The sequence below is a fragment of the Endozoicomonas sp. ALC020 genome (assembly GCF_049275935.1).
Classification (GTDB): Bacteria; Pseudomonadota; Gammaproteobacteria; order Pseudomonadales; family Endozoicomonadaceae; genus Endozoicomonas_A.
Genome location: NZ_CP184830.1, coordinates 2,152,359 through 2,176,647 on the forward strand (window position 1 = coordinate 2,152,359; position 24,289 = coordinate 2,176,647).

27 protein-coding genes are annotated in these 24,289 nt (G+C 49.6%); 14 read left to right on the top strand and 13 right to left on the bottom strand.

All coding sequences use genetic code 11. The features are described 5' to 3' along the window. Positions 1–327 precede the first annotated feature (327 nt). The 7 genes from trkA to ACOJUO_RS07350 all read right to left on the bottom strand — a co-directional run bounded on the left by trkA (position 328) and on the right by ACOJUO_RS07350 (position 6,189). Complete coding sequence (gene trkA / locus ACOJUO_RS07320) at positions 328–1,701, bottom strand: Trk system potassium transporter TrkA (protein ID WP_422136083.1); 1,374 nt, start codon at positions 1,699–1,701, stop codon at positions 328–330. Beyond that, positions 1,698–3,074 carry a 16S rRNA (cytosine(967)-C(5))-methyltransferase RsmB gene (gene rsmB / locus ACOJUO_RS07325; RefSeq protein ID WP_422136084.1) on the bottom strand — a complete coding sequence of 459 codons (1,377 nt, stop codon included), beginning with the start codon at positions 3,072–3,074 and terminating at the stop codon, positions 1,698–1,700. Before rsmB ends, trkA begins: the two co-directional genes overlap by 4 nt. After that, entirely contained in the window at positions 3,074–4,021 is a 948-nt protein-coding gene (fmt, locus tag ACOJUO_RS07330) for a methionyl-tRNA formyltransferase (protein ID WP_422139394.1), read from the bottom strand. Before fmt ends, rsmB begins: the two co-directional genes overlap by 1 nt. Before the next feature lie 126 nt (positions 4,022–4,147). Continuing rightward, positions 4,148–4,657, bottom strand: a complete 510-nt coding sequence (def, locus tag ACOJUO_RS07335; RefSeq protein ID WP_422139395.1) for a peptide deformylase — start codon at positions 4,655–4,657, stop codon at positions 4,148–4,150. 280 nt (positions 4,658–4,937) lie between these two features. After that, positions 4,938–5,336, bottom strand: coding sequence for a hypothetical protein (locus ACOJUO_RS07340; RefSeq protein ID WP_422139396.1), 399 nt, complete (start codon positions 5,334–5,336; stop codon positions 4,938–4,940). Next, the gene (locus tag ACOJUO_RS07345; RefSeq protein ID WP_422139397.1) at positions 5,333–5,791 is read right to left on the bottom strand and encodes an ABC transporter substrate-binding protein; all 459 of its coding nucleotides are present in this window, start codon (positions 5,789–5,791) and stop codon (positions 5,333–5,335) included. The genes ACOJUO_RS07340 and ACOJUO_RS07345 overlap by 4 nt, the downstream gene beginning before the upstream one ends. Next, on the bottom strand, positions 5,788–6,189 hold the full coding sequence (locus tag ACOJUO_RS07350) for an ABC transporter substrate-binding protein (protein ID WP_422137052.1): 402 nt from the start codon (positions 6,187–6,189) through the stop codon (positions 5,788–5,790). The genes ACOJUO_RS07345 and ACOJUO_RS07350 overlap by 4 nt, the downstream gene beginning before the upstream one ends. Positions 6,190–6,358: 169 nt before the next feature. Between ACOJUO_RS07350 and ACOJUO_RS07355 the strand changes: the two genes are divergently transcribed. Next, positions 6,359–7,267 (top strand): SPRY domain-containing protein, encoded by a 909-nt coding sequence (locus tag ACOJUO_RS07355; protein ID WP_422139398.1) that lies wholly within the window; start codon positions 6,359–6,361, stop codon positions 7,265–7,267. Positions 7,268–7,358: 91 nt separating this feature from the next. Here the strand turns inward: ACOJUO_RS07355 and ACOJUO_RS07360 are convergent, their stop codons facing one another. Next, a complete protein-coding gene (locus ACOJUO_RS07360; protein WP_422139399.1) occupies positions 7,359–7,793 on the bottom strand; it encodes a DUF29 domain-containing protein in 435 nt (144 codons plus the stop codon). Between the two features lie 297 nt (positions 7,794–8,090). Here ACOJUO_RS07360 and ACOJUO_RS07365 point away from each other — a divergent pair, with 297 nt between their 5' ends. The 11 genes from ACOJUO_RS07365 to ACOJUO_RS07415 all read left to right on the top strand — a co-directional run bounded on the left by ACOJUO_RS07365 (position 8,091) and on the right by ACOJUO_RS07415 (position 17,025). Further along, a complete protein-coding gene (locus ACOJUO_RS07365) occupies positions 8,091–9,119 on the top strand; it encodes a LysM peptidoglycan-binding domain-containing protein (RefSeq protein WP_422139400.1) in 1,029 nt (342 codons plus the stop codon). Positions 9,120–9,125: 6 nt separating this feature from the next. Next, complete coding sequence (dprA, locus tag ACOJUO_RS07370) at positions 9,126–10,259, top strand: DNA-processing protein DprA (protein ID WP_422139401.1); 1,134 nt, start codon at positions 9,126–9,128, stop codon at positions 10,257–10,259. Between the two features lie 149 nt (positions 10,260–10,408). Beyond that, the gene (gene purE / locus ACOJUO_RS07375) at positions 10,409–10,894 is read left to right on the top strand and encodes a 5-(carboxyamino)imidazole ribonucleotide mutase (RefSeq protein WP_422139402.1); all 486 of its coding nucleotides are present in this window, start codon (positions 10,409–10,411) and stop codon (positions 10,892–10,894) included. A 4-nt stretch (positions 10,895–10,898) separates the two neighbouring features. Then, positions 10,899–12,038, top strand: coding sequence for a 5-(carboxyamino)imidazole ribonucleotide synthase (locus tag ACOJUO_RS07380; RefSeq protein ID WP_422139403.1), 1,140 nt, complete (start codon positions 10,899–10,901; stop codon positions 12,036–12,038). A gap of 77 nt (positions 12,039–12,115) precedes the next feature. After that, positions 12,116–12,661, top strand: coding sequence for an L-threonylcarbamoyladenylate synthase (locus tag ACOJUO_RS07385; protein WP_422139404.1), 546 nt, complete (start codon positions 12,116–12,118; stop codon positions 12,659–12,661). 54 nt (positions 12,662–12,715) lie between these two features. Beyond that, positions 12,716–13,684, top strand: a complete 969-nt coding sequence (hemF, locus tag ACOJUO_RS07390; RefSeq protein ID WP_422139405.1) for an oxygen-dependent coproporphyrinogen oxidase — start codon at positions 12,716–12,718, stop codon at positions 13,682–13,684. 31 nt (positions 13,685–13,715) lie between these two features. Further along, on the top strand, positions 13,716–14,552 hold the full coding sequence (gene aroE / locus ACOJUO_RS07395; protein WP_422139406.1) for a shikimate dehydrogenase: 837 nt from the start codon (positions 13,716–13,718) through the stop codon (positions 14,550–14,552). Positions 14,553–15,075: 523 nt separating this feature from the next. Further along, positions 15,076–15,399, top strand: coding sequence for an RING finger protein (locus tag ACOJUO_RS07400; RefSeq protein WP_422136097.1), 324 nt, complete (start codon positions 15,076–15,078; stop codon positions 15,397–15,399). A gap of 235 nt (positions 15,400–15,634) precedes the next feature. Then, entirely contained in the window at positions 15,635–15,862 is a 228-nt protein-coding gene (locus ACOJUO_RS07405; protein WP_422139407.1) for an AbrB/MazE/SpoVT family DNA-binding domain-containing protein, read from the top strand. Then, the gene (locus ACOJUO_RS07410) at positions 15,859–16,200 is read left to right on the top strand and encodes a type II toxin-antitoxin system ChpB family toxin (protein WP_422139408.1); all 342 of its coding nucleotides are present in this window, start codon (positions 15,859–15,861) and stop codon (positions 16,198–16,200) included. The genes ACOJUO_RS07405 and ACOJUO_RS07410 overlap by 4 nt, the downstream gene beginning before the upstream one ends. Positions 16,201–16,359: 159 nt before the next feature. After that, a complete protein-coding gene (locus tag ACOJUO_RS07415) occupies positions 16,360–17,025 on the top strand; it encodes a YiiX/YebB-like N1pC/P60 family cysteine hydrolase (protein ID WP_422136100.1) in 666 nt (221 codons plus the stop codon). A gap of 12 nt (positions 17,026–17,037) precedes the next feature. On the opposite strand, the gene speB is transcribed toward ACOJUO_RS07415, so the two are convergent. The 4 genes from speB to speE are packed head-to-tail and all read right to left on the bottom strand — an operon-like array spanning position 17,038 to position 21,751. Next, positions 17,038–17,964: an agmatinase gene (gene speB, locus ACOJUO_RS07420; protein ID WP_422139409.1), complete on the bottom strand. Its 927-nt coding sequence runs from the start codon at positions 17,962–17,964 to the stop codon at positions 17,038–17,040. Positions 17,965–17,968: 4 nt separating this feature from the next. After that, positions 17,969–18,898: an adenosylmethionine decarboxylase gene (locus tag ACOJUO_RS07425; RefSeq protein WP_422136102.1), complete on the bottom strand. Its 930-nt coding sequence runs from the start codon at positions 18,896–18,898 to the stop codon at positions 17,969–17,971. Next, positions 18,898–20,880, bottom strand: a complete 1,983-nt coding sequence (gene speA, locus ACOJUO_RS07430; protein WP_422136103.1) for a biosynthetic arginine decarboxylase — start codon at positions 20,878–20,880, stop codon at positions 18,898–18,900. Before speA ends, ACOJUO_RS07425 begins: the two co-directional genes overlap by 1 nt. Further along, entirely contained in the window at positions 20,873–21,751 is an 879-nt protein-coding gene (gene speE / locus ACOJUO_RS07435; protein ID WP_422139410.1) for a polyamine aminopropyltransferase, read from the bottom strand. Before speE ends, speA begins: the two co-directional genes overlap by 8 nt. A gap of 466 nt (positions 21,752–22,217) precedes the next feature. On the opposite strand from speE, the gene ACOJUO_RS07440 reads away from it, so the two are divergent. Then, complete coding sequence (locus ACOJUO_RS07440) at positions 22,218–23,483, top strand: ATP-binding protein (protein ID WP_422139411.1); 1,266 nt, start codon at positions 22,218–22,220, stop codon at positions 23,481–23,483. A 72-nt stretch (positions 23,484–23,555) separates the two neighbouring features. Here ACOJUO_RS07440 and ACOJUO_RS07445 read toward each other — a convergent pair whose 3' ends face one another. Next, a complete protein-coding gene (locus ACOJUO_RS07445) occupies positions 23,556–23,711 on the bottom strand; it encodes a hypothetical protein (RefSeq protein WP_422136106.1) in 156 nt (51 codons plus the stop codon). 78 nt (positions 23,712–23,789) lie between these two features. On the opposite strand from ACOJUO_RS07445, the gene ACOJUO_RS07450 reads away from it, so the two are divergent. After that, positions 23,790–24,272 (top strand): DUF29 domain-containing protein, encoded by a 483-nt coding sequence (locus ACOJUO_RS07450; protein WP_422136107.1) that lies wholly within the window; start codon positions 23,790–23,792, stop codon positions 24,270–24,272. Positions 24,273–24,289: the final 17 nt, after the last annotated feature.

Consider the following 24,289-nt stretch of genomic DNA (forward strand, 5'->3'; position numbering starts at 1 on the left):
TTCGTCAAATAGCTCGCTATTCTCCTTACAAAACCGAATTTTCATCCTCAATTTTCTGCCGTCCTCGCTACGGGCGCTATTCTCGGTCAGGCTCCTAGGAGCCTGACCGAGAATAGACTGCCCTACTGCGGCGGCAGCAAATTGGTCTGAAAATCCGCTTTTGTTCGTCAAATAGCTCGCTATTCTCCTCACAAAACCGAATTTTCATACTCAATTTTCTGCCGTCCTCGCTACGGGCGCTATTCTCGGTCAGGCTCCTAGTCATGGGTGTCATTTTTCAAGTCTGGTAAAAAATAAACCGCTGACTCTAATGTCGAAATGTATCGTTTAAAAGAACCCCAGTCCAACCTGAAAGAGTTGTTCTACTTCGTGAATACGTTTCTTGTTGGTCAGGAACAGAATGATATGATCCCCGGACTCTATACGAGTAGTGTCGTGTGCAATCAACACTTCATCGTTTCTGACTATGGCTCCGATGGTTGTTCCGGGGGGCAGCACGACCTGTTGAACCGTTTTACCGACGACTCTGGATGAATTTTCATCGCCATGGGCAATGGCTTCAATGGCTTCTGCTGCACCACGACGAAGTGAGTGAACATTGACAACGTCCCCTCTTCGTACGTGTTTAAGAAGACTGCCGATGGTGGCCTGCTGTGGAGAAATCGCAATATCTATCTCGCCGCCCTGGACCAGATCAACGTAGGCAGGGTTATTGATCAGGGCCATGACTTTTCGGGCGCCCAGTCGTTTAGCCAGCATAGCGGCCATGACGTTGGCTTCATCATCGTTGGTCAGGGCACAAAAGACATCCGTCTCTTCGATGTTTTCAGAAATCAGCAGCTCTTTATCGGATGCATTGCCATTGAAAACCATGGCTTTGATCAGCGTCTCAGACAGGAACTGACAGCGCTCCATATTCTGCTCAATGATTTTTACCTTGAAATCATTTTCAGCCGACTGAGCAAGGCGCAAACCAATGTTACCGCCACCGGCAATGATGATGCGTTTGTAATCATCATCCAGCCTCTGCAGTTCACTCATGACAGCCCGGATATGACAGCGGTCGGCGATGAAGAATACTTCATCGTCGGCCTCGATCACTGTGGTCCCCTTGGGCATGATGGCCTTGCCACGGCGGAAAATTGCAGCCACACGGGTGTCAACGTTGGGCATATGTTCACGCAGGTAGCGCAACTCCTGCCCGACCAATGGACCGCCATAATAGGCTCTCATGGCCACCAGCTGGGCACGGCCATCGGCAAAGTCGAGAACCTGAAGAGCACCGGGACGTTCAAGAAGGCGTCGAATGTAGTTGGTCACCACCTGCTCGGGGCTGATCAATACGTCGATGGGCATAGCATCATCGCCAAACAGTTTATCCCTGTTCAGATAAGCCGCCTGACGAATACGGGCAATCTTGGAAGGTGTGTGAAACAGGGTATAGGCAATCTGGCAGGCCACCATGTTCACTTCATCGCTGTTGGTTACCGCCACCAGCATGTCAGCATCATCAGCACCGGCCTGTTTGAGTACAGAGGGGAAGGAGGCCATACCCTGAATAGTCCGGATATCAATACGATCCTGCAACTCTCTGAGAAGCTCTCCGTTGGCATCCACTACCGTGATGTCGTTCTCTTCACTGGCCAGGTTTTCAGCCAGGGTTCCGCCTACTTGTCCGGCACCGAGAATGATGATTTTCATAGACTTTCCTGATGGCTTTTTATTGGCTGAAGGCTGTTTGTCTGCTCAGAGTGCTCAATGGTTTCGTCAGAATCATGGTCCACTTTTTTCAGCAGGCTGTAGAAAAAACCGTCACCTGAACCGGGCAGAATCTGTCGGCCAAAGCCGGTATCCAGTCCCCATTCTCCTGGAAAGGGTTGCAGTTCGGCGTCTTCCTGATGTTCGAGGAAGGCGGCAATCTGTTTGCTGTTTTCAGCAGGCATGATGGAACAGGTTGCGTAGAGCAGTGTGCCACCGGGCTTGAGCAACGACCACATGGTATTAAGAATCTTGCCTTGAAGCTCAGCCAATGCATCAATGTCTTCGGGTTTGCGAAGCAGTTTAATATCCGGATGGCGGCGGATGACACCGGTTGCCGAGCAGGGGGCGTCCAGCAGAATATGATCGTAACTCTGTCCATCCCACCACTGCTCTGGCTGAGCACCATCACCGGTCATGAGTCGGGCCTTCAGGCCAATACGATCCAGATTTTCCTGCACACGAGCCAGTCGCTTCTCATCTATATCCAGAGCATCGAGTTCAATGCCCGGGAACATTTCCAGCAGCTGGCAGGTTTTGCCTCCCGGAGCACAGCAGGCATCGAGAACCTTGTCACCTTTTTTGACAGGCAACAGGTTTCCGGAAAGCTGAGCAGATTCATCCTGAACACTGACCACACCGTCCGAAAAGCCGGGCAGCTGATCCACCGGGAGAGCCCGCGTCAGGGTTATTGCCTGAGGAGACACCCGAGAAGACGAAGCCTGAATGCAGTCATCCAGTAATTTTTTCAGGTATCGATCACGCTTTAAATGCCGCTCATTGACCCGCAAGGTCATAGGTGGAGACTGATTATTGGCCCGGGTGATATCCTGCCAGTGCCCGGGCCAGGCATTGCGGATTTTGCCGACCAGCCATTGGGGGTGAGCTGTAAGACAAATGTCGTTGGATTCAGCCAGTGCATTGAGCGCTTCTTCCTGACGCTGTGCAGAACGCAGAACACCATTCACAAGACCTCGGGCCCAGGCTTTACCCATCATGCGGGTGACCTGAACGGTCTCCCCAATAGCGGCGTGTGCCGGAATGCGGGTGTAGAACAACTGGTAGAGCCCCACCAGAATCAGACTGTGAATCGTCTGCTCTTTTGCTTTCAGCGGTTTGTCCATCAGGGTGCTGAGCCAGCTATCCAGTCGAAAATAGTAACGCAGTGTGCCGTAAGAGAGCTCTGCCAGAAGCGGTTGGTCTTTCTTGCGCAGGGCTTGCTGATATTCAGGTAATACCTGGCTCAGGGATTCACCGGAAACAACACGGCTGATTACTTTGGCTGCCGCCAGTCGAACGGAAGATTGCTTGGCCATCAGTTGAATTTTTTCCCGGGTACAAACATATCCCTGCGGCTGTTGAGCAGGTCCTGCACTGGCATGGCACGGCTGCCAGATAACTGCACGTTAGTGAGACGCAGTATGCCTTCTTCAGTAGCAATATCCAGGCCTGATTTGTCAGCCTTGATCAGGGTGCCGGGTGCCAAATCATGGTTTCCTGTAACAGGCTTTGCCTCCCAGACCCGAATGGCATTACCTTCCAGCTCTGTTGTCGCCACTGGCCAAGGGTTGAATGCCCGTATCATACAATCAAGATCAGTTGCTGATCTGTTCCATTGAATACGGGCTTCCTCCTTGCTCATTTTATGGGCGTAACAAGCATTACCATCATCCTGCTTTTCTGCACGGATAGTGCCTTGAGCGATAGCATTGACGGCTTCAATCAGAGTCGGCTGCCCTACTTCGATCAGACGGTCATGCAAATCGGAAGATGTGTCTGTTGTGTGAATCGGACAGCGGGCTTTAACCAGCATATCGCCAGTATCCAGACCTTCATCCATCTGCATGATGGTGACACCGGACTCTTCATCACCCGCAGCAATAGCCCGTTGAATAGGAGCTGCTCCACGCCAGCGTGGCAGAATTGATCCATGCACATTGATGCAACCAAAGGTTGGAATCTCCAGAACACTTTTCGGAAGTATCAAACCATAGGCCACTACAATCATCAGATCGGGTTTGAGCGCAGCGAGTTGTTCCCGGGCGGCGTCATCTTTTTTCAGAGATTGTGGCTGAAACACCGGGATGTCATGTTGCAACGCCAGCGCTTTCACCGGGCTGGGCTTGAGTTTTCTGCCTCGTCCCGCCGGTCTGTCGGGCTGGGTGTATACGGCAATGACTTCATGCTGACTGTCCAGAACCGCCTGAAGGTGGGCGCTGGCAAAATCCGGAGTACCGGCAAAGACAATACGAAGACTTTTCATTAGGTTTTCTAAAGGCTCGACAGAACGATTGGGATGGCGGCGATGATAGATAAAGTAAGGGCCTGAGTAAAATCTGAGTCCCCCGGAGCGGCTTTTCCTGCATTATCCGGGAGATCATCAGAGTCATTAAGCTGTGGCAAGGCGCTTGTTCTTCACCAGCTTTTTGCGAATACGTTCTTGCTTCAGTCGGGACAGATAGTCCACAAACAGTTTGCCATTCAGGTGATCCAGCTCATGCTGTACGCAGACAGCAGCCAGACCATCCAGGTCTTTTGAGTACTCGTTTCCGTCTCTGTCCAGTGCGGTCAGACGAATCTCAGCCGGGCGATCCAGCAGCTCGAAGAATCCCGGGATGGACAGGCAGCCTTCAGACAGATCCGTCAACTCTTCGGTCAGAGGTTCGAATGTTGGATTGATCAGAACCACAGGCTCGTTGCCATCATCGGAAAAGTCCATCACGACAATGCGCAGATGGATATCGACCTGAGTGGCCGCCAGACCAACGCCTTTGGATTGGTACATAGTTTCCAGCATGTTATCGACGATTTTACGAATATCGTCGTTTACCTCGGCCACGGGCTCAGCAATAGTGCGAAGTCTTTCGTCAGGGTATTGAAGGATTTCCAGAAGCGCCATGGGGATTCTCAAGCTGTTTCATTAAATTAAAAAGTAATTTTAAATTTCTTTTAGGTATATAGGTAGTTTTAAGTGCGAATGTTCCATTTTTTAAGTGCTTATTGACGGATAGGCGATGAACTTAAGGAGGAGCTATCTGTGTTTTGAGCGCCGTTATCAGGAGAAATGATTAGATGACTGCGGGCTTAGCAGGAGTGTGGCATCGGAGTGTGATTTCCATGACCGTGCCAGGAGGCTGGTAATCAGTCAGATATCGGCAAGCAATGTTAAATTCCGGTGCTCAGGGCTTTTGCCACCAGGTGCTGAAGCTGGTGGTGTATTCCGGCAGTTGCTCAGGCCAGCCAAATTTGTCCCAGTGAGCCACCCTCATGTAAGTGGAGTGCCACTTCGGGATGCCATAGTAGTTCCACAGTAGCACCCGGTCCAGTGAGCGTGTCAGGGTTTGGAGTTCTTGTTGTGAATTCACTTCAGTCAGTTTCTGAAGGAGTTGATCTACGACCGGATGGTCAATGCCGGCAAAATTTCTGGAGCTGTTGTCATGGGCCCGGCTTGAATGGAAATAATCGAACAGCTCCAAACCCGGCGAGAGTGTCTGCGGCAGTAATTGTGCAATCATATCAAAGTCCCGGGATCGCATTCTGGCGTAATACTGGCTGGAGTCCATGACCGTGTATTTCATGGTGATTCCGATGGACTCGAGGTTTTTCCTGAAAGAAATGCCTGACTGACAATCGGGTTCGGTAATGAGGGAGTTAATGACGCTAGTAGCTTCTGCTCTGCGGGGGTTGGCTTATCAATAGCTCCCAGAGAACTGTTGGGAAAGTAGCTGTGAGAACGACGGTAGGCATTATGAAAGATCACCCGGTTCGTCCATTCATAATCAAACATCAGGGTAATGGCCTGGCGAACCCGTATATCCCTGAATAATGGACGACGGGTATTGAAAAAGAAAAAGCTGCTGCCATAAGCCATCTGATGGGGAATGGTTCGTTTTTTTATACGCCCGTCGATGACAGCGGGGAAGTCGTAGGCGAACTGCCAGTTCTTGGCGACGACTTCAAGATGCAGATCGTGTCCACCGGATTTAAAGGCTTCCAGGGCTACCTGAAAATCGCGATAGAAATGTATGTTCACTGTGTCGAAATTATATTTTCCCTTGTTAACGGGTAAGTTCCCCAGTAATCCTCGACCCTTGAGAACACAATCAGCTTGCCGGGTTCCACATGACTGACTCTGTAGGGGCCGCTGTTTAAAGGTGGAGTGAGGGTTGATTTATCGATGGCCCTGTTCTTCCAGAAGTGGGCTGGCAGAACGGGAAGCTCCGCTGCGTGGAATAGCTGTTGGCGGGAACCCGACTGTTTAAAGTTAAAGCGGACTTTTCTCCGGCCCAGTGCCTCCACCGAAGCAATGGAGTCCAGCTGCATTTTGTATCGGGGGCTTCCTTTTTCACTGAGGGCTTTGAATGAAAAGATGACATCTTCCGAGGTGATCTCATGCCCGTCATGGAAACGGGCTTCGGAGCGAAATAAGATGCAATCATGTGATTTTCAAATATATATCACATTCGAATTAATGGTTGGCACGACTTATTAACTTTTTGAAATCGGAATGTTATCGATGGAGTGGTGAAAATTGGGGCAAAAAAGGAACTTTTTCAATTTAAAGCTATCTAAATAAATATTAATTCAAGGGAATGTAATTATGAATCCATCAAGCCGTATTTCACAATATTTGTCGTGTTTGCCAATATCGTGTCTAAGCTCCAACTCTCAGACCAGTCAAGCAACCACAGCTGGACATGGCAATGCATTCTGGGAAGGAAGGAAAGTCGATCAAATGGTCCCATTGCAGGTGTGTAGTTATACATCACTATCTTTAAAAGCCCTGGAATGTCAGGATGATACTAATCTCTTCATTCCCATCATTTGGGATCGAGCCAAAAGTGGTGACAATCTTGATATCTTAAGTGATGAGCCAACAAAACTAGTACGCTTTGACTCTGGATCGAGTACAGATATTGCCATGTCGGATACCGGCTTTTCAAAAGGCATTCATATTCTGGACATTGAATGGCCGACATTGAGGCGAGGCTCTCATCCGGTGATTGGGGTTGCACTGGAAGGAACTCCTAAGCATGGAAAAGCTTACACAAACCTTCTTGGTAGCACGGAGTCCTCATGGGGCTGGAACATAGAAAACAACAAACTGATTCATAATGGCCAAACGATAGGCAATTACCCCAAAGACGAATCAAACAGTACATTTAATGCGCCTGAAAAGATAAGTTGCATAATAGATATGAATGCTGGAACGATAGGCTTCAAAACCAACGGGAAATATTTGGGAGATGCGTTTTCGGGGCTAAAGCATAAAACCGTTTTTCTGGCTGTGAACGTTGTCAGGTCATACGCAACAATCTCTGTCAAATATATCAAAGGCTCAAATACCCCCCTTTCGCTACAAGAGCTGTCAAAGCTGGCAGTAAGAAGTCGGGTTCAATTTGAAGAGCAGATTGCCCACCTTCCTACCGCTCCACCATTAAAGAGATTCATTGCTGATAAAGAAATGACAGACGACGTTGAGGGTAACGATAGCAATAGTAGCCAGTAAAGCATATAACCTTTGCTGGCTGCTTTAACAGGTATTTTCATTACTTTATTCTCGACTAATTGAAGTCCCCTGCCGACAGTTTCAAGCCCTGCTATTCCTCAGGCAACCAGCCATCTTTCATCACTTGCTCATAGGTCCATGAGCATTCTTTTGGAAAAGTTCTGGTGGGGAGGTCGGTTTGCTTAACCGCCAGTACAACCGCCCTTTTATAGGCCTTGCTGAAAAGTTCAGGTACTTTCAGCCCCAGACTTGGATTCTCCTCAAGCAGTTCTTCAACATCCTCCCTGTGGAGAATAATGGAGTCCTGCCAGCTTCTTGATCGACGCTCTGGTAGAAACTGCCATTTGAGGAGATGCATAAGTAGTTGCTTCAGGTGGCTGGTGAGTGACCGGGGCTCATGCCTACCCATATCGTCAACTTCCTCAATGAGATGTTCCAGATCAAGCTGGTCAAACTGACGGTTTATCAAAAGTTCTTTTTGTTGTTTGACCCATTGGTAATAATCAGTTTTATAAAGGTTTTCCATATATCACCTCCCTAGCTGCCTTCCAGCCTTCCTAATGTAGGCAAAAATCACTGCTTTGGATAGTTTCCTGATTTGCTCTGAAGTACAGAAAGGCCGTTGCCGGTCGAGAACAATAGTGACTCAGATTTGTCCCTGAGCTTTTGTTTTATCGGCTATGGGTGCAGTGGAATAAAAAAGATAAGTCACAATTTTGTGGGCAGATTTTCTTCATATTGAAGGGTTTGATTGCCCGATGACAGGACCCGTTGATAAACTGCTGGAATAAAACCAACAACAAGTGCAAGGGATCGGTAACCAATGAGAAGCATAGTACTGGGCGTTCTTCTGCTCTGCCTGTCGTCATCAGGGATAGCTTACGAGAGTCCGATCAAGTCAGATTCTCCCCGGGATTACATGGTAAAAAAAGGGGATACGCTGTGGGAAATTTCCAACCGCTTTCTGAAAAGTCCCTGGCTATGGCCTGAAATCTGGCACGCAAACCCCCAGATTCATAACCCTCATCTTATCTTCCCCGGTGATCTGGTGAGCCTGGTTTACATCGATGGTCGTCCAAGGCTGACGATTGTCCGTCGTGGCGAGAGTGGCAGAACCATCAAGCTCAGCCCGAAAGTAAGAACACTGCCTGCTGAATCCGCAATTCCTGCTATCCCGCTCAGCGCAATCGATGCCTTTCTCAAGAGCAGCCGGGTATTTACCTCTAAACGGGCTTTAGAAAGTGCTCCTTATATATTTGCTTCCAGACAGGAACGAATTATAACCGGCGCGGGAGACAAGGTTTATGTCCGGGGACAAATAGGCTCTCTGGACAAGAGTCTCGACATTCTCCGAGCCGGAGACGTTCTGAAAGATCCTGACAGCGGTGAAGTACTGGGTATTATTGGCCATCAAGTGGCCGATGCTTCCCTGCAAAAAGTCGACAATGGCATTGCCAGTCTGAAAATCCAGACAAGCCAGCGGGAGGTTAGGCCTGGTGATAAAGTGGTGCCAGCAGACACCTTCAGCCTTCAAACTACCTTCTTCCCCAGAGCACCTGATGCACCGGTGGAAGGTAAAATTGTTTCTGTGGTTGATGGGGTGAAAAAAGTCGGTCAGTTCAACAGCGTTATTATCAATCGGGGTATCCGGGAAGGTTTGCGTCAGGGCGATATACTCAATGCCTACAAGAACCTGAAGGTTAAGGATCAGATCAGTGGTGAAATGGTCAATCTGCCTCCTGAAAGAGCCGGTATGATCATGATTTATCGTACTTTTGAAAAAGTGAGCTATGGTATTGTGCTGACTGCCTATGAAGAAATAGGTGTAGGAGACACTCTGAAAAGCCCCTGAGGTGCAATGACTCAGCAAATCCATGATTCCATCTGGCAGCCTTTACGCAAATGGCTGCTGCTTTCCTTTCAGCCCGGATTAGGTGCGGTTCGCTTCAATGGTCTGATCCGGGAGTTTGGTTCTGCAGACGCTATTCTGTCAGCCTCTTATCAGACATTGAGAATGGGGCTGCCGGAAAAACTGGCGGCGCAATTATCAGGGAATCCTGAGACCCCCGATATTCTTGAGCGTCTGAACCATTGTCGACTCTGGCTGGAATCCAGCCAGGCTCATCACATAATTACCCTGCAATCGCCTCAATACCCTGTTGCTCTCAAAGAGTTAAGTGACCCGCCTCCCCTGCTTTACGTGATCGGTAATATCGATCTCTTGAATGAGCCTCAGCTCGCCATTGTCGGCAGCCGCAGACCGACTCCCCAGGGGCGTCGACTCGCTCAGGAGCTGGCTAAGGAACTGTCTCGAAAAGGACTGGTTATTACCAGTGGTATGGCATTGGGGATAGATGCAGCTGCGCATCAGGGAGTGCTGGGCAGTTATGGCAGTACCATAGCGGTTCTGGGAACCGGGGTGGATGTGGTTTATCCAAGAAGCCATGGCGACCTGTATCAGGCTATAGCAATCCAGGGCGCTCTCGTGAGCGAATTTCCCCTGGGGACGACACCAAACCCCGGACATTTTCCAAGAAGAAACCGCATCATCAGTGGCTTGTCATCGGGTGTATTGGTGGTTGAGGCAGCACTGAACAGCGGATCCCTGATTTCAGCCAGACTGGCTGCCGAGCAGGGGCGCGAAGTCTTTGCTGTACCGGGTTCTGTGTTAAATCCTCTCAGCTGTGGCTGTCATAAGCTCATAAAGGAAGGGGCTGTTCTGGTTGAATCGGCTGAGGATATCCTGATTGAGTTGCAGAGCTATCTCCGGGCTTTTGTTGAACCCTCTCATAAACCTGAATCGGCCAGCTCTGACTTGTCAGGGTTACAAAGAGTCATTCTGGAAAGCATGAACGGTGAAGCCGTCAGTGTGGATCTGATCTGCCAGATATCAGGGCTCTCGTTTGACCAGGTCTCTGTCATTCTGACTGAAATGGAGCTGGAAGGTTTTATTGAGTCGGTGCCTGGTGGTTATATCCGGTCGGCCTCCTAGTTCTCAATCTGAACAAAAAACAATCATTTTCCCGACCATTGAGATTTTATTGCAAGATTTTCTAATGCTTATTCGCTCAAACGTACAAGTCTTCTTATAATCTACCCCGAATCATCCACCGACCATTACACGGCTTACAGGAGTTTGAGATGGAAGTCGGCATTATCATGGGGTCCAGGTCAGACTGGCCAACGATGAAACTGGCAGCAGAAATGCTGGATCGGTTTGGAGTCCGCTATGAAACCAGAGTGGTTTCAGCACACAGGACTCCCCAGCTGTTGGCTGATTACGCCACTGGTGCAAAAGAGCGCGGCCTCAAAGTCATCATCGCAGGCGCAGGCGGTGCGGCTCACCTGCCCGGTATGGCTGCAGCTTTCACCAGCCTGCCTGTTCTGGGTGTGCCGGTTCAGTCCAAAGCACTGAAGGGTATGGACTCATTACTGTCCATCGCCCAGATGCCCAAAGGGGTTGCCGTAGGAACTCTGGCCATTGGCGAGGCAGGTGCAGCCAATGCCGGTATTCTGGCCGCTCAAATCATTGGTACCCACAACGAAGCGGTCATGGCTAAAGTAGAAGCTTTCCGTAAAGAACAAACGGACACGGTTCTGGCTAATCCCAATCCGGCTGAGGATTAATCTGATGCAGGTTTTAGTGCTGGGGGCCGGTCAGCTGGCGCGAATGATGTCATTGGCTGGCGCACCGCTGAACATTCAAATCAGTGCTTATGATGTAAGCAGCGAAACAGTGGTTCACCCACTGACTCAAATGACCACCGGTGATGACCTGGAATCGGCAATCAGGCAGGCTGATGTCGTTACCGCAGAATTTGAGCACATTCCCCTCGATATTCTGGCAATCTGCGAGAAAAGCGGTAAATTCCTGCCATCTACAGAAGCTATTGAGGCCGGTGGCGACCGCCGAATCGAGAAAAAACGGCTGGACGATGCAGGCGTTCAAAATGCCCGATACTTTGTCATTCAGTCATACGAAGACTTCCGGAAAGCCATTGAGCACGTGGGGCTGCCCATGGTGCTCAAGAGTGCTCTGGGCGGCTATGACGGTAAAGGGCAGTGGCGGTTAAAAGAGGCGGATCAGGCTGATGCCATCTGGGCAGAAATGGCCGACTGCATTGCAGCCACAGAGCATCAGGCTATTGTTGCCGAAGAGTTTGTCCCTTTTGATCGTGAAGTCTCACTGGTCGGTGCCCGAAGCGCAGATGGAACAGTTGCGGTCTACCCTCTGGCCGAGAATGTACATACCAACGGAGTGTTGAGTCTCTCTACTGCGATCACTGATCAGGCTTTGCAGGGACAGGCAAAGCAGATGTTCATTGCAGTAGCAGAGAGTCTGGACTACGTCGGAGTGCTGGCTTTGGAGTTCTTTGATGTCAATGGCTCCCTGCTGGTCAATGAAATAGCGCCAAGGGTTCACAACTCCGGGCACTGGACTCAGCAGGGAGCTGAAACCTGTCAGTTTGAAAATCATCTGCGCGCTATTTGTGCAATGCCCTTGGGCAGTACCCGTCTTATCCGTGAAACCACTATGATCAACATTTTGGGTGAAGACACGCTTCCCGATGCTGTGATAGCAATGGAGGGGGCTCATATTCACTGGTACGGCAAAGGAAAACGGCCTGGTCGCAAAATGGGCCACATCAATGTTTGTGGTGGGAGTACCGTCAGTGTGCAAAACAAGCTCTGTGAGCTGACGCAATGGCTCGATCAGGCAGCCTACCCTGCGCTGCATGAACGTGTCGGAAAGTCATCAACAGAAGCCTGAGTCAGTCCTGATCAGCTAGCGGCGTTTTTACAGCCTTGCTAAACTCCGCTACTCGCTGATCAAGTTGATGAAACGCTATGTCTAAAGTTCAGGCTGTTATCGAACAGGGGGGGGTCATAGCCTACCCTACGGAAGCGGTCTGGGGGCTCGGATGCGACCCCTGGAATCGGGAAGCTGTTTACAAAGTGCTGGCTATTAAGCATCGCCCTGTTGAAAAAGGGTTGATACTGGTTGCCTCATCTCAACAACAGATTGCTCCCCTGCTTTCCAACCTGACCGAAGCACAGCTTGAAACCTTATCAGCCAGTTGGCCGGGGCCTTATACCTGGCTACTGCCTGATACTGAGCGATGGACACCGGACTGGGTTCGTGGAAAGTTCGATACGGTCGCTGTCAGGGTCAGTGCTCACCCGGTGGTTAAAAAGCTCTGTGAACAGGCCGGGCAGCCACTGGTATCCACTTCTGCCAACCGGGCAGGAGAATCTCCTCTAATGACTGAGCAGCAGGTTCAGGAACAGATGGGAAACCTGGTATCTCTGATTGTTTCCGGTGAAACGGGCCCACAGACCGAACCTTCTGAAATTCGTGATCTTCAGACAGGACAACTGATTCGGGCCGGTTGATTCCGGCTCTGTTAAACTGCATCTCTTTTTTATCCAGCCAGCCCAGGGAGTATTATGGTGACCGATGCCCAAACCGGAAAAGCCACAAGTTCGGAAAACAGCAGCGAGTCTTTAGACAGCCATAAACAGGTAGAGCGTGTCAGGCGATACCTGCTGTCATTGCAGGACGCTATCTGTAGCGCTCTGGAAAAAGAAGACACTGGTACTGTTTTCCGTGAAGAAACCTGGGATTACCACGGTGGTGGTGGTGGCCGTGCCCGGGTTATTGAAGATGGTTCTCTGTTTGAAAAAGGGGGAGTGAACTTCTCCCACGTAAAAGGCGATAAACTGCCCCCTTCCGCCACCGCAAAAAGACCCGAGCTGGAAGGCCGGAGTTTTCAGGCCATGGGGGTCTCTCTGGTGATTCATCCCAGGAATCCGTTTGTGCCAACGTCTCATGCCAATGTTCGTCTGTTGATTGCCGAAAAAGAGGGGGCTGATCCGGTCTGGTGGTTCGGCGGTGGCTATGACCTGACACCCTATTACGGTTTCGAAGAAGACTGCATACACTGGCATCAGGTGGCCAAATCCGCATGCGAACCTTTTGGCGGAGAGGTCTATCCCCGCTTCAAAAAATGGTGTGACGAATACTTCTTCCTGAAGCATCGGGACGAGCCCCGTGGTGTCGGCGGTCTGTTCTACGATGATCTTAACGAGTGGCCATTTGAACGCTGCTTCGAGTTTATGCAGGCGGTAGGCAACAGTTATATCGACGCTTATCTGCCCATCGTTCAGAGGCGTAAGGACACTGAATACACAGAACAGAACCGTTATTTTCAAGAGTACCGGCGCGGGCGTTATGTTGAGTTTAATCTTGTATACGACCGTGGCACACTGTTTGGTCTGCAATCCGGTGGCCGCACCGAGTCTATCCTGATGTCTCTACCGCCTGTTGTGCGCTGGGATTACAACTGGCACCCTGAAGACGGGACAGAAGAGGCCCGTTTGTATAATGAATTTCTGAAACCCAGAGACTGGGTCTGATATTTAAAGTGACACTCCCCGAGAAAAAACAATGGCCATACCTGTTGATCATTACGCTGTGATGGGAAACCCCATTGAGCACAGTAAGTCGCCCAGAATTCATGCCATGTTTGCCGAGTCTGTGGGGCACAGGCTGACTTACAACGCCCAACTGGTTCCGGTTGATGATTTTGAACAGGCCGTTAAACGCTTTTTTGAAAATGGCGGTTACCTGGGTCTGAGTGTAACGGTTCCTTTCAAGGAGCAGGCCTGGCAGCTATCAACTGTGCGAACGGCGAGGGCTCAGAAAGCCGGGGCAGTTAATACCCTCTGGCTGGATGAACAAGGTGCTCTCAACGGAGACAATACCGATGGACTCGGTCTGGTTCAGGACCTGACGGTCAACAATGGTGTTTCAATCAAAGGAGCGCGGGTGCTGGTTCTTGGGGCTGGTGGTGCGGTAAGAGGTATCCTTGAGCCAATCCTTGCACAGGAGCTGTCCGAAGTGGTGATTGCCAACCGCACTGTCAGCAAGGCCGAGGCTCTGGCAGACCTGTTTCCGGAGCAACCCGTAAAAGCTTCCGGTTTTTCAGAACTGGAAGGTCATTTTGATATTATCATCAATGGAACCTCTGCCAGTTTGCATGGTGATCTGCCTCCAGTTCCACCATCAGTCATTGCTGCTTCGACCTGTTGTTATGACATGATGTATTCAGCTTCTTATACAGTATTCAACCGTTGGGCATTGGATCAGGGGGCGGGAACCGTGATTGATGGTCTGGGTATGTTGGTAGAACAGGCCGCAGAGCAGTTTGCTATCTGGAGAGGTGTCCGTCCGGAGACCACTCCTGTTCTGGAAATGCTCAGAAATGAGCTCTCTGGGGGTTAAACGACTGAGCAGCCAAACTCCGAGGCTGGCGAGATCATGAAGGTTACAGGCGATCCGTAAGCTCGAAAGAAATGACCCCCCGACGATTTTGCTAACCGTTCTATGGAGCAAGAAGTAAGGGAATTACTGGAAACCCATTACCCGAAAAAGCTGGATACCCTTGAACGCATCAAAAAACCGATGGAACCAGTTACCGGAAACTCATCACGAAGAAACGAGCGAGTGGCGAAACGAAGGGCGCCTCTGATGGTAAAAACTAATCCACGATAAAAAGCTGCTAAAAAAATACCCTGCTATCGCCATAAAGCCAGAGATGAACATTCGTAGTGCCTGATTATAAGAACCTGCAAAGCATTGCAATTTTTAAGGCAGAATCCTGTGTAGGTTCTTCCACAAGGGACTTTCAGCCCATAAGTTCATGCCCATGCCGGGCGTACCAAAAAAATAAGCACTGGGAACTAAATGGATAGACAATGATCTAACGCTACAGGTTATTTGAAAAACAGAGATAGGAGTAAGAGATATGAACGGAACCACACCACCCAACAGCCCAAATGATCAGTCAGCACGTTATCAAGAGCTGAGCGAAGAATGCCCTATTTGTTATGCACCTTTTGCCGAAAGTGAAGTCAAGGTTTTCGAACCATGCACCCATATGTTTCATGAAAGATGCCTGGCGACCTGGCTAGTGAATAATAGAACCTGTCCCATGTGCAGAAGTCTCGGGGAAAGGGAAGTACAACCAATGCCCGCCACGCCATTCTCTCAATTTAGGGGCAATAACAATTTGTATGGGGATGGTGTACATGTGGTTACGCATTCAGTTGATGAACGGCAAAATTTTTAGTTTTATAGGAGTCCTGTGGATGATTATTTCTCTCCAGATGGGGGAGTTCTCTCCAGATAGGTCTGGCAGTATATGGCTGGAAGTGCAATCTGGTGAAACATTGTGGATTAACAATGACCAAAAGAAGTCAGTTAGGTATTTCTATGGGGGCACCTGGCCAGGGTTGCTACTTTCTGGTGGATTGAGGTTTCACTGACATAACATCACCACCCGACCAGTGCTGCTTATATTCAAGTTGCCACCTGAACTCATACCGTCAGAGCTTCTGCGCAGGCTGAATTTGAAGGATGGTGACAGTATCGTTATTGAGGAGGTGAAAAACAGTCTGGTGATTACCAAGGCCACCAAGCGGCCACGCTATTCAATGGATGAATTGCTGGCCCAGTGCGATCTGTCAGCGGCCATGCCGGAAGAGTTAACCGAATGGGATTCTATCCCGCCTGTTGGGGATGAAGCACTTTGAGCATTTACGATCGTGGCGATATCGTCCGGGTGAATCTAAACCCAGTGTCGGGATCTGAAGTGCAGGGAGAGAGCCGACCTTGTCTTGTACTCTCCGTAAACGCATTTAATCGCTTGGGCTCTATGCTGGTTGCCCCAATTACCCAGGAAGGTAATTATTCCCGTGTGCAGGGTTTTACTGTTCCATTGATGGGAACGGGAACAGAGACTCAGGGAGTGGTGCTCATTAATGGTGTGAGGATGATTGATCTTAGGGCAAGGCCATCAAGGAAGGTTGAGAGCGCCCCTGAAACACTGGTTAATGAAGTCCTGGCAAAGCTTCAAACTGTTATTGAGTAGCGTCCTGTGACAAAACGAATCAGAAATAGAAGGACGGATCATCCAGGGAAATTGTAAGGTTCTGTGTTCTGGAGCCTATGAATCTTTCGGCGGCTGAGGCTGCAGAAAACCTGAATATTTCCAGAAATCTCTCATCAGGTTTTATGAGGATTTTGATAAATGACTGAGCAGCCAAACGCAATTTCCATTCCAGAACTGCAAAAAGGCGACCTTCTGTTTCAACTGCGCAAGGGAGGAGAGCTGGAGTGGGTTATCAGCAGACTGTTTGCCGGTTACAACGGCATGGCTCTGAATCATGTCGCCATTGCTATGGAAGGCGGGGAGCTGGTTGAAGCGGTCATGCCAAAGGTTCAGACATTAAGCCTGAATCAGTTTATCGACAAATCCGTATGTGATGGACTGGGGCGGCCTTGCATTCTGATGGCTCGTCTCAAGTCTCCATGGCTTGCTTTAGTTGATGAAGCGTTGGCCTTTGCTGATGAGCAATTGCACTCGCCCTATAACAGAAACTTCTCTCCGGAGGGTCATGCTCAATCCGATATCAGTGACCGAGCCTGGTACTGCAGTGCTCTTGTTTTGGAAGCGTTCAGGTCTGCCAACAAGGGAGAGCCGGTATTTCCGGAAACCCCCATGGGGTTTCGTGATCTGGAAACCGGAGAAATATTCCCCTACTGGGTCGACTTCTATCAGAAGATGGGACAGCCGATACCGGAAGGCGAGCCGGGTTCACACCCTGCCCTGCTGTCATGTTCCGATAAGCTTGAAGTGGTCAGAGTGGTAGGACAACTCCCTGCCAGGCAAAGCACCAACGGGCAGCTTGCCTGAGCCGGATGGTTGTCAGGTGGCTTTTGATTGGGCTGCCTGAAGATAAAGCATCTCGAGAGCAATCGTAGCACCAGCCAGAGCGGTAATATCGGCGTGATCGTAAGCCGGCGCGACTTCAACCACATCCATGCCCACAATATCCAGACCTTCAAGACCTCTGAGCAGCTGTAAAGCCCGGTCCGAGGTCAGGCCGCCACAAACCGGGGTTCCGGTTCCCGGAGCAAAAGCCGGGTCCAGGCAGTCGATATCAAAGGTCAGGTAAACACGGCGATTACCTGTTCTTTTACGTATATTGTCAATTATCTCTGCCACTGGGGTACTGTTGACGTAACTGGCATCCAGAATATTGAAGGGGGTGTTCTTGTGATCGTAATTGGTTCGAATACCCACCTGGGTCGAAGCCGAGGTATCAATCAACCCTTCAACCTGGGCATGATAAAACATGGTTCCGTGGTCGAATTTACCACCCTGGTCATAGTCGTCGGTATGAGCATCAAAGTGAATCAGTGCCAGAGGTCCATAATGTTTGGCGTGGGCTCTGAGCAAAGGCAGGGTAATAAAGTGATCGCCGCCAAACGTCAGCATACGTTTGCCAACAGACAATAACCGGTCGGCATGTTGGAACAGGGTATCGCTCATATCCTGTGCATTGCCGCATTCAAAGACCAGATCACCGCAGTCAGCCACAGAAAGATGATCTTTCAGGCTGAAGAACCAGGGCCAGCGCTTGCCCTCCCAGGTCAGGTTGACTGAAGCCTTGCGAATAGCCTCAGGACCAAAGCGAGCGCCGCTGCGCCCTGTAGTCGCCAGATCAAATGGAACACCGGTAATGATCAGGTCAGTACCAGACTGAACAGGGTTGAAATTCATTGGCAGCCGCAGAAAGCCAAAGGCATTAGCGTAAAGGGAGTGGTCTTCCTTCTTTGTCAGCGTAGTCATGATCTTATCCCGTCAGCTCCACGGCCTGCAGTGAGCGCTGCTCTGTGTGCTGGTAATGATTAAAACTCATTTCATAGCCACAGGCCAAAGGCAGAAGGCATTCTGTCAGACAGCTGAACTCGCCATTTTCCCGCAGGGGAGCTGGTGCATTAAAGCCAATCAGGTCCCAACTGCCCGGGCGCAGGGCTTCCAGCAGACTTTCCAGAATAGCAGCGTCTTCCATATTCAGGTTGGTCTCAAAACTGACATAGGAGCTGTCTTCCTGAGGTGTGATATGGAAAGTGGCGTAACGATCACCTCTGATGGCGTTGAGAGAATAACCAAAAGGTTCAAAAAGCCAGTCACTCAGATCAAAACCGGGCAATATTTCTTCCAGTCTGAGTAGTTTTCGGATACCTTCAATCGTTTGCCCTTCACCGCGCAGATATTGAGCGCTCTCACCTTTGATGTGATACATCAGTAACTCACTGGTCTGGTCATCGGCCCTGGGCTGGTAGGGACGATTCAGATGGAAGATATAGTTGTGATGACTGTCCAGACTGCCAATACGAAAAGCACTACCTTTCAAATCAGATTGAATCCGGTGAATATCCTCTTCAAAAGAGGTTTTCTGCAGATGTGAAAGGTACTCATTTTTGCGCTGAAAGCTGGCAAACAGAATGTGTTCGTCAGCCACATGTTCCAGAAAAAACAGGAAGGCATCGACCAGAGTTGTGGTTCCACAAGTCAGCATCAGGAAGCGGTCTTCCCAGACAAAGAGGCTGGATTCAGACAGCAGGTAAGCGTCGCAGTAGTCATTGCTCAGGGTCGTCAGAATGTCCGCCTGAGCCTTGGCTACCATATCGGACCAGAAGTTTTTGCCCAGCCCACGCAGCGAACCGGCTTCAGTCGCTATAATGACTTCTACTTTTTTTTCAGAGCCTTCGAAGAACATCACAGCTCAATTCCTCCCAGGTGTTCAAGGTAGGTGTAACCCTTCAAGCCCGCTTCCAGCTCTGCCAGCACAGAGGCCCGGCTGGATTCCGGCAGATACTCTTCCACCAGTTTCTTGTAGGTATGCAGGAAGCTTTCCGGCTTCAGATTGACGTACTTAAGAACATCTTCCACTGTGTCTCCGGTCTGGAAATCAAACATCTCGACTAATCCCAGTTCCGTGACACGAACAGATACCGTGTCGGTGTCGCCAAATAAGTTGTGCATATCACCCAGAATTTCCTGATAGGCGCCGATCAGGAAAATACCAATCATATAAGGCTTATCCGGGTGCCACTCAGGTACCGGCAGAGTGGTTTCAATGCCCTGACCATCAACGTACTGGTCGATGGTGCCATCGGAGTCACAGGTAATATCCAGCATAACGGCCCGCTTTTCCGGCGGACGGTTCAAGCCGGAAAGTGGCAGCACCGGGAAAACCTGATCAATCCCCCAGGCATCGGGTAGAGATTGAAACAGTGAAAAGTTGACATAGAATTTGTCAGCCAGTTTTTCACTCAGCTCATCAATCAGAGGTCTGTGAGAGCGGTTTTTATGAGACAGACGTCTGGACAGCTCATAACAAATTCTCAAATTAATACTTTCTGCCCAGGCTCTTTGCTCAAGATCCAGCAGACCGATTCCGAACTGTGTATGAACCTCTGAAAGGTCACTCTGAGTGTCGTGGAACAGCTCAACCAGTGCCCGTTGCTCAACACCTTTCACCAGATCTTGCCAGGAGCGCCACATGTTATGGAGAAGTTGTGGGGCCTCTTTGCCCGGTGCATCAGGTTCTTCCGGCTCGTAGCTTTCAACACCCACTACGTCGGTGATCAGGACGGCATGGTGAGCCGTCAGGTTTCTACCCGACTCGGATATAATCCTGGGTACAGGAATGGCCTGTTCGGCGCAAAGGTCTCCCAGGGTATAAACGATATTGTTCGCATATTCCTGGAGGCTGTAGTTCATGGAGCAGTTACTCTGGCTTCGGGTTCCTTCGTAGTCCACAGCCAGACCGCCACCCACGTCCAGACAATGGATCGGTGCACCCAGGCGATACAGTTCTGCATAAACTCTCGCGCATTCGCTGATGCCCTTGCGTATATCACGAATATTCGACATCTGGGAGCCCAGATGGAAATGCAGCAGCTGCAAAGAGTCCATGTTGCCATTGTCTTTTAGTCGCTTGATGACATTCAGTACCTGGCTGGCAGACAGACCAAACTTGGATTTCTCGCCACCACTGGCCTGCCATTTTCCCTTACCCTGGGAAGCAAGGCGAACACGAAGCCCCAGTCTTGGGGTGACACCGAGTTCTTTGGCTTCTTTCAGAACCATTTCCAGTTCGGTGATTTTTTCCAGAACGATATAGACCTGATGCCCCAGTTTTTCACCAATCAGTGCCAGACGAATGTATTCCCTGTCTTTGTAGCCATTGCAGACAATGACAGAGCTGGCACGCTTGGCCATGGCCAATACCGCCAGCAACTCAGGTTTACTGCCAGACTCAAGACCCAGTTGGCGATCCTGCCTGGCGGCCTGGCTTTCCAGAATCTCTTCAACCACGGCTCGCTGCTGATTCACCTTGATGGGGTAAACCGCAAGGTAATCATTGCGATAGCCATATTCTCCAATGGCCTGGTTAAAGGCGTCACACAGTGTGTTAACCCGATCGTGGAGAATCTCCGGGAAACGTACCAGGATCGGTAATGATGCACCTTTGCGGACCAGTTGGGCGGCAATATTATTGAGACTGACTGCCGGTCTGCCCCTGGGCAGATAAACGACTTCACCATCGTCGTTAATATCGAAGTATCCCTGGCTCCAATAGCGGGCGTTGTAGGTGGAGCGTGAGGCTTCAACGCTCCATCCGCTTTCTCTGATCACCGCGTCAGGGTTGTTTATCGGGCCTTCCGGAAAGCCGGGCATCACTGGGTTAGTCATTGACCTTCTGTATCGCCTTTTCTACGTATCCGGGCAGAGCAAAAGCTGCCTTGTGGATAGCGGGAGTGTAATAATGTGTTTCGACACCGCAGGCTTCAAAACGTTCAGTCACCGTTGCCAGAGAAACGTGACGGGCTTCGGGATTGTCGGAGCCCCAGGCAAAGGTCATGATACCACCTACATAAGTGGGTACAGCGGCACTGTAGAAGTAGCAGTCCTTCATATAATGGCCCAGACGACGGCTGGTGGTCTCTACTTCATCCAGTTGCATAAAGCAGACGCCGTTCTGAGCGACAAAGATGCCACCTTCTTTTAGCAGACGTTTGCAGCCAGCATAAAACTCTGTAGAGAACAGCACTTCACCGGGACCGATGGGGTCTGTACAGTCAGAAATGATGACGTCAAAGCTGCCGTCAGGTGTTTTTTCACAGTCACTGACAAAGTTGATGCCATCGTCAATCACCAGTTGGGCCCGTGGGTCTTCGTAAGCGCCAGCGGAGTGATCAGGCAGCCATTTTTTACACATATCGACCACTGCGCCATCAATCTCAACCATAGTGACGTGTTCAATGCTTTTGTGCTTGAGCACTTCACGCAGGATACCACCGTCACCACCACCGATGATCAGAACACGACGGACGTTACCGTGAGTCAGGATCGGCACATGGGTCATCATTTCGTGATAGATAAACTCATCTTTTTCTGTAGTCTGGATAACACCGTCCAGTGCCATCATGCGACCAAACATCTTATTGTTGAATATGACCAGATGCTGGTGTTCGGTTTTTTGTTCGAACAACATCTCATCGACGGAAAAGCTCTGGCCGTAGCCATTATAGAGGGTCTCAAGGTATGTGTTGTCTTTTAGCATGATGCCTTTCCTTTTAAAACCAACCTTCAATAACGGGAAGGTCCAACCAGCCAGTCAGGACAGGGATAGAGAAACTGGAAATTAAGAACCAACAGTGAATGGGAAGCACTTATTAAGCGTTTCACTCTGCCGGAAGGCTCGATCGTTGATCAAGCTCAGGGCTGTTTAGAATGCGCGAATTAAACCCTTGAAATGCCCAGATGACAACCCCTGAAACATAATTAATCAGTACGCTTCAGGGGTGATGTCGGGTTTTCAGCCATTCAGTCTGACCGGCTTGCGGAGCCATGGGCTTCGTCCCAAACCAGCTGACAGGCAATATGACTGAGTGATTTAAATTCATTATATCTTTATTGGAAATCCATTTTAGTCTTAACTAAAATCCATAATAGTCTTAAATGAAATCCATTTTAGTCTTAACTAAAATCCATAATAGTCGGGTTTAAAATCCATTTTGGTCGAAAACATGCCCTACATTACCAGAGCTCTTGAACGGTACCTTCAGGAATGTCTGACTGATACACCCGTAGTGGTGATAACCGGCCCAAGACAGTCTGGAAAGACTACTCTGAGCAAGCATCTTCTGGAGCTACCCGAGCTAATAGAAAAGGGTAGTTATCTAACTTTGGATGACGAAAATATTCTATCCATTGCCCGTGATGATCCTATTGGCTTGCTGCGTCATCAATTACGCCCTGTCATTATTGATGAAGTTCAGAGGGCTCCTGAACTGGTACGTACTATCAAATTGTTAGTAGATGAAGATCGTCAGCCTGGTTCTTTTATTCTGACCGGCTCTGCTGATCTTATGACGCTGCCCACACTGGCAGATTCTCTGGCTGGTCGAGTTGAGTTCGTGACCCTGTATCCGTTCAGTCAACCTGAGCTGCAACAGTCTTTATTCAGTAGTGATGAAAACGATATTATTAAACAACTCTTGTCTCCAGATTTTGTTCCAAAGCCCTTGATTTCTTTTGGATACGATGACGTTATCTCGGCGATTGTCTGCGGCGGTTATCCTGAAGTTCAGCAACGTTCACCAAGACGGAGGGCTCGTTGGCATCTTTCCTATAGCGATGCCATTGTTCGGCGAGATATCAAAGAAGTGTTCCAGCTGCAAAAGCTGGATGAAATGGCTCAACTACTGAAACGGTTAGCCTCTATTTCATCAAATGCTTTGAACTATGCCAGTCTTGGAAAGGCTGTGCAGATGGATATTAAATCGGTACAGAAGTATGTTTCGGCATTGGAAAATCTTTATCTGGTGAAGCGAATTCCCGGTTGGCATCGCAATGAGCTGAAACGAAGTGTCAAGCAGGCCAAAATACATTTTGTGGACACTGGACTGCTTTGTGCGCTGAGAGGTATCAATGAAGATTCGCTTCAGGCTGATAAAAATCTGATGGGTCCAATGATGGAAACCTGGGTTTGCTCAGAATTGCTGAAAGCTATCGTTGTCAGTGATGAGGACTGTCAATTGTTCCATTACCGTGACAAAAACAAGCGAGAGGTGGATTTTATTTTGTCCGGACGTAGCGGACGAGCGACAGGTATTGAAGTGAAAGCAGGCTTAACGATTAAGAAGGAAATGTTTGCGGCTCAGGAAATGCTGATAAAAACAGGATGTATTCAACGAGGTGTTATCGTCTATAACGGAGACAGGGTACTACCCTTCTCGGATCAGCTAGTGGCTGTGCCAGTCAGTTACCTGTTTTGTTCTGCAGGTTTATGAGAAAGGGAGCCATATCTGCGTCAGCAGATATAGCAAGAAGTAAAGATACAGGCCTTGGGACAGGCACCGCAGTCAGCAGCGCTTTAGTGTAAGGATGACGGGGGCGACATATATCGGCTCGGCTTTGGCGGTCTCTACTTCATTACCCAGGTACATCACCAGTACCCGGTCACTGATGTGCTTGACTACGCCCAGGTCATGGGCAATAAAGATCAGTGACAGCCCCATCTGTAGGAATCTTTCTTCAGTTCGCCTTTGCTCCCCTTTTTGTTTTTGCCTAAAGTGGAAGAGCAATGGAGGTAGCTTATGGAAAACCTGTACGAAACTGACTTTTATCGCTGGAAAGAGCAACAGAAAGATCACTTGATCAACCGGCGCTTTGATCAACTTGATCTGGAGAGAGTCATTGAGGAGTTTGATGATATGGGCAATGATCGAAACACCCTTCGATCCAGGCTAACGACTCTCTTGCTGCACTTGCTCAAATACCAGTACCAGACTCAAGTCATTAATCCGGTGCTTCCAGAGCCATATAACTGCCGTAGCTGGAAAGGCACTATCCGGGAACAGAGGGAACAGCTGGTCATTCTGCTTCAGGACCGTTCCCACCTGAATCATAAAGTCTGTGAGGTATTTGACGACGCTTACGCCAGTGGTAAGAAACTGGCTATTCAGGCCATGAATGATTACGTCCAGCCCCATCAGAGACTGGATGAGAGCAGTTTTCCAGAGAGCTGTCCCTGGGATTTTGAGCAAATCATGACAGAGAATTGGTTGCCGGAAGGCTAGCTGAACGGCAAGACGAC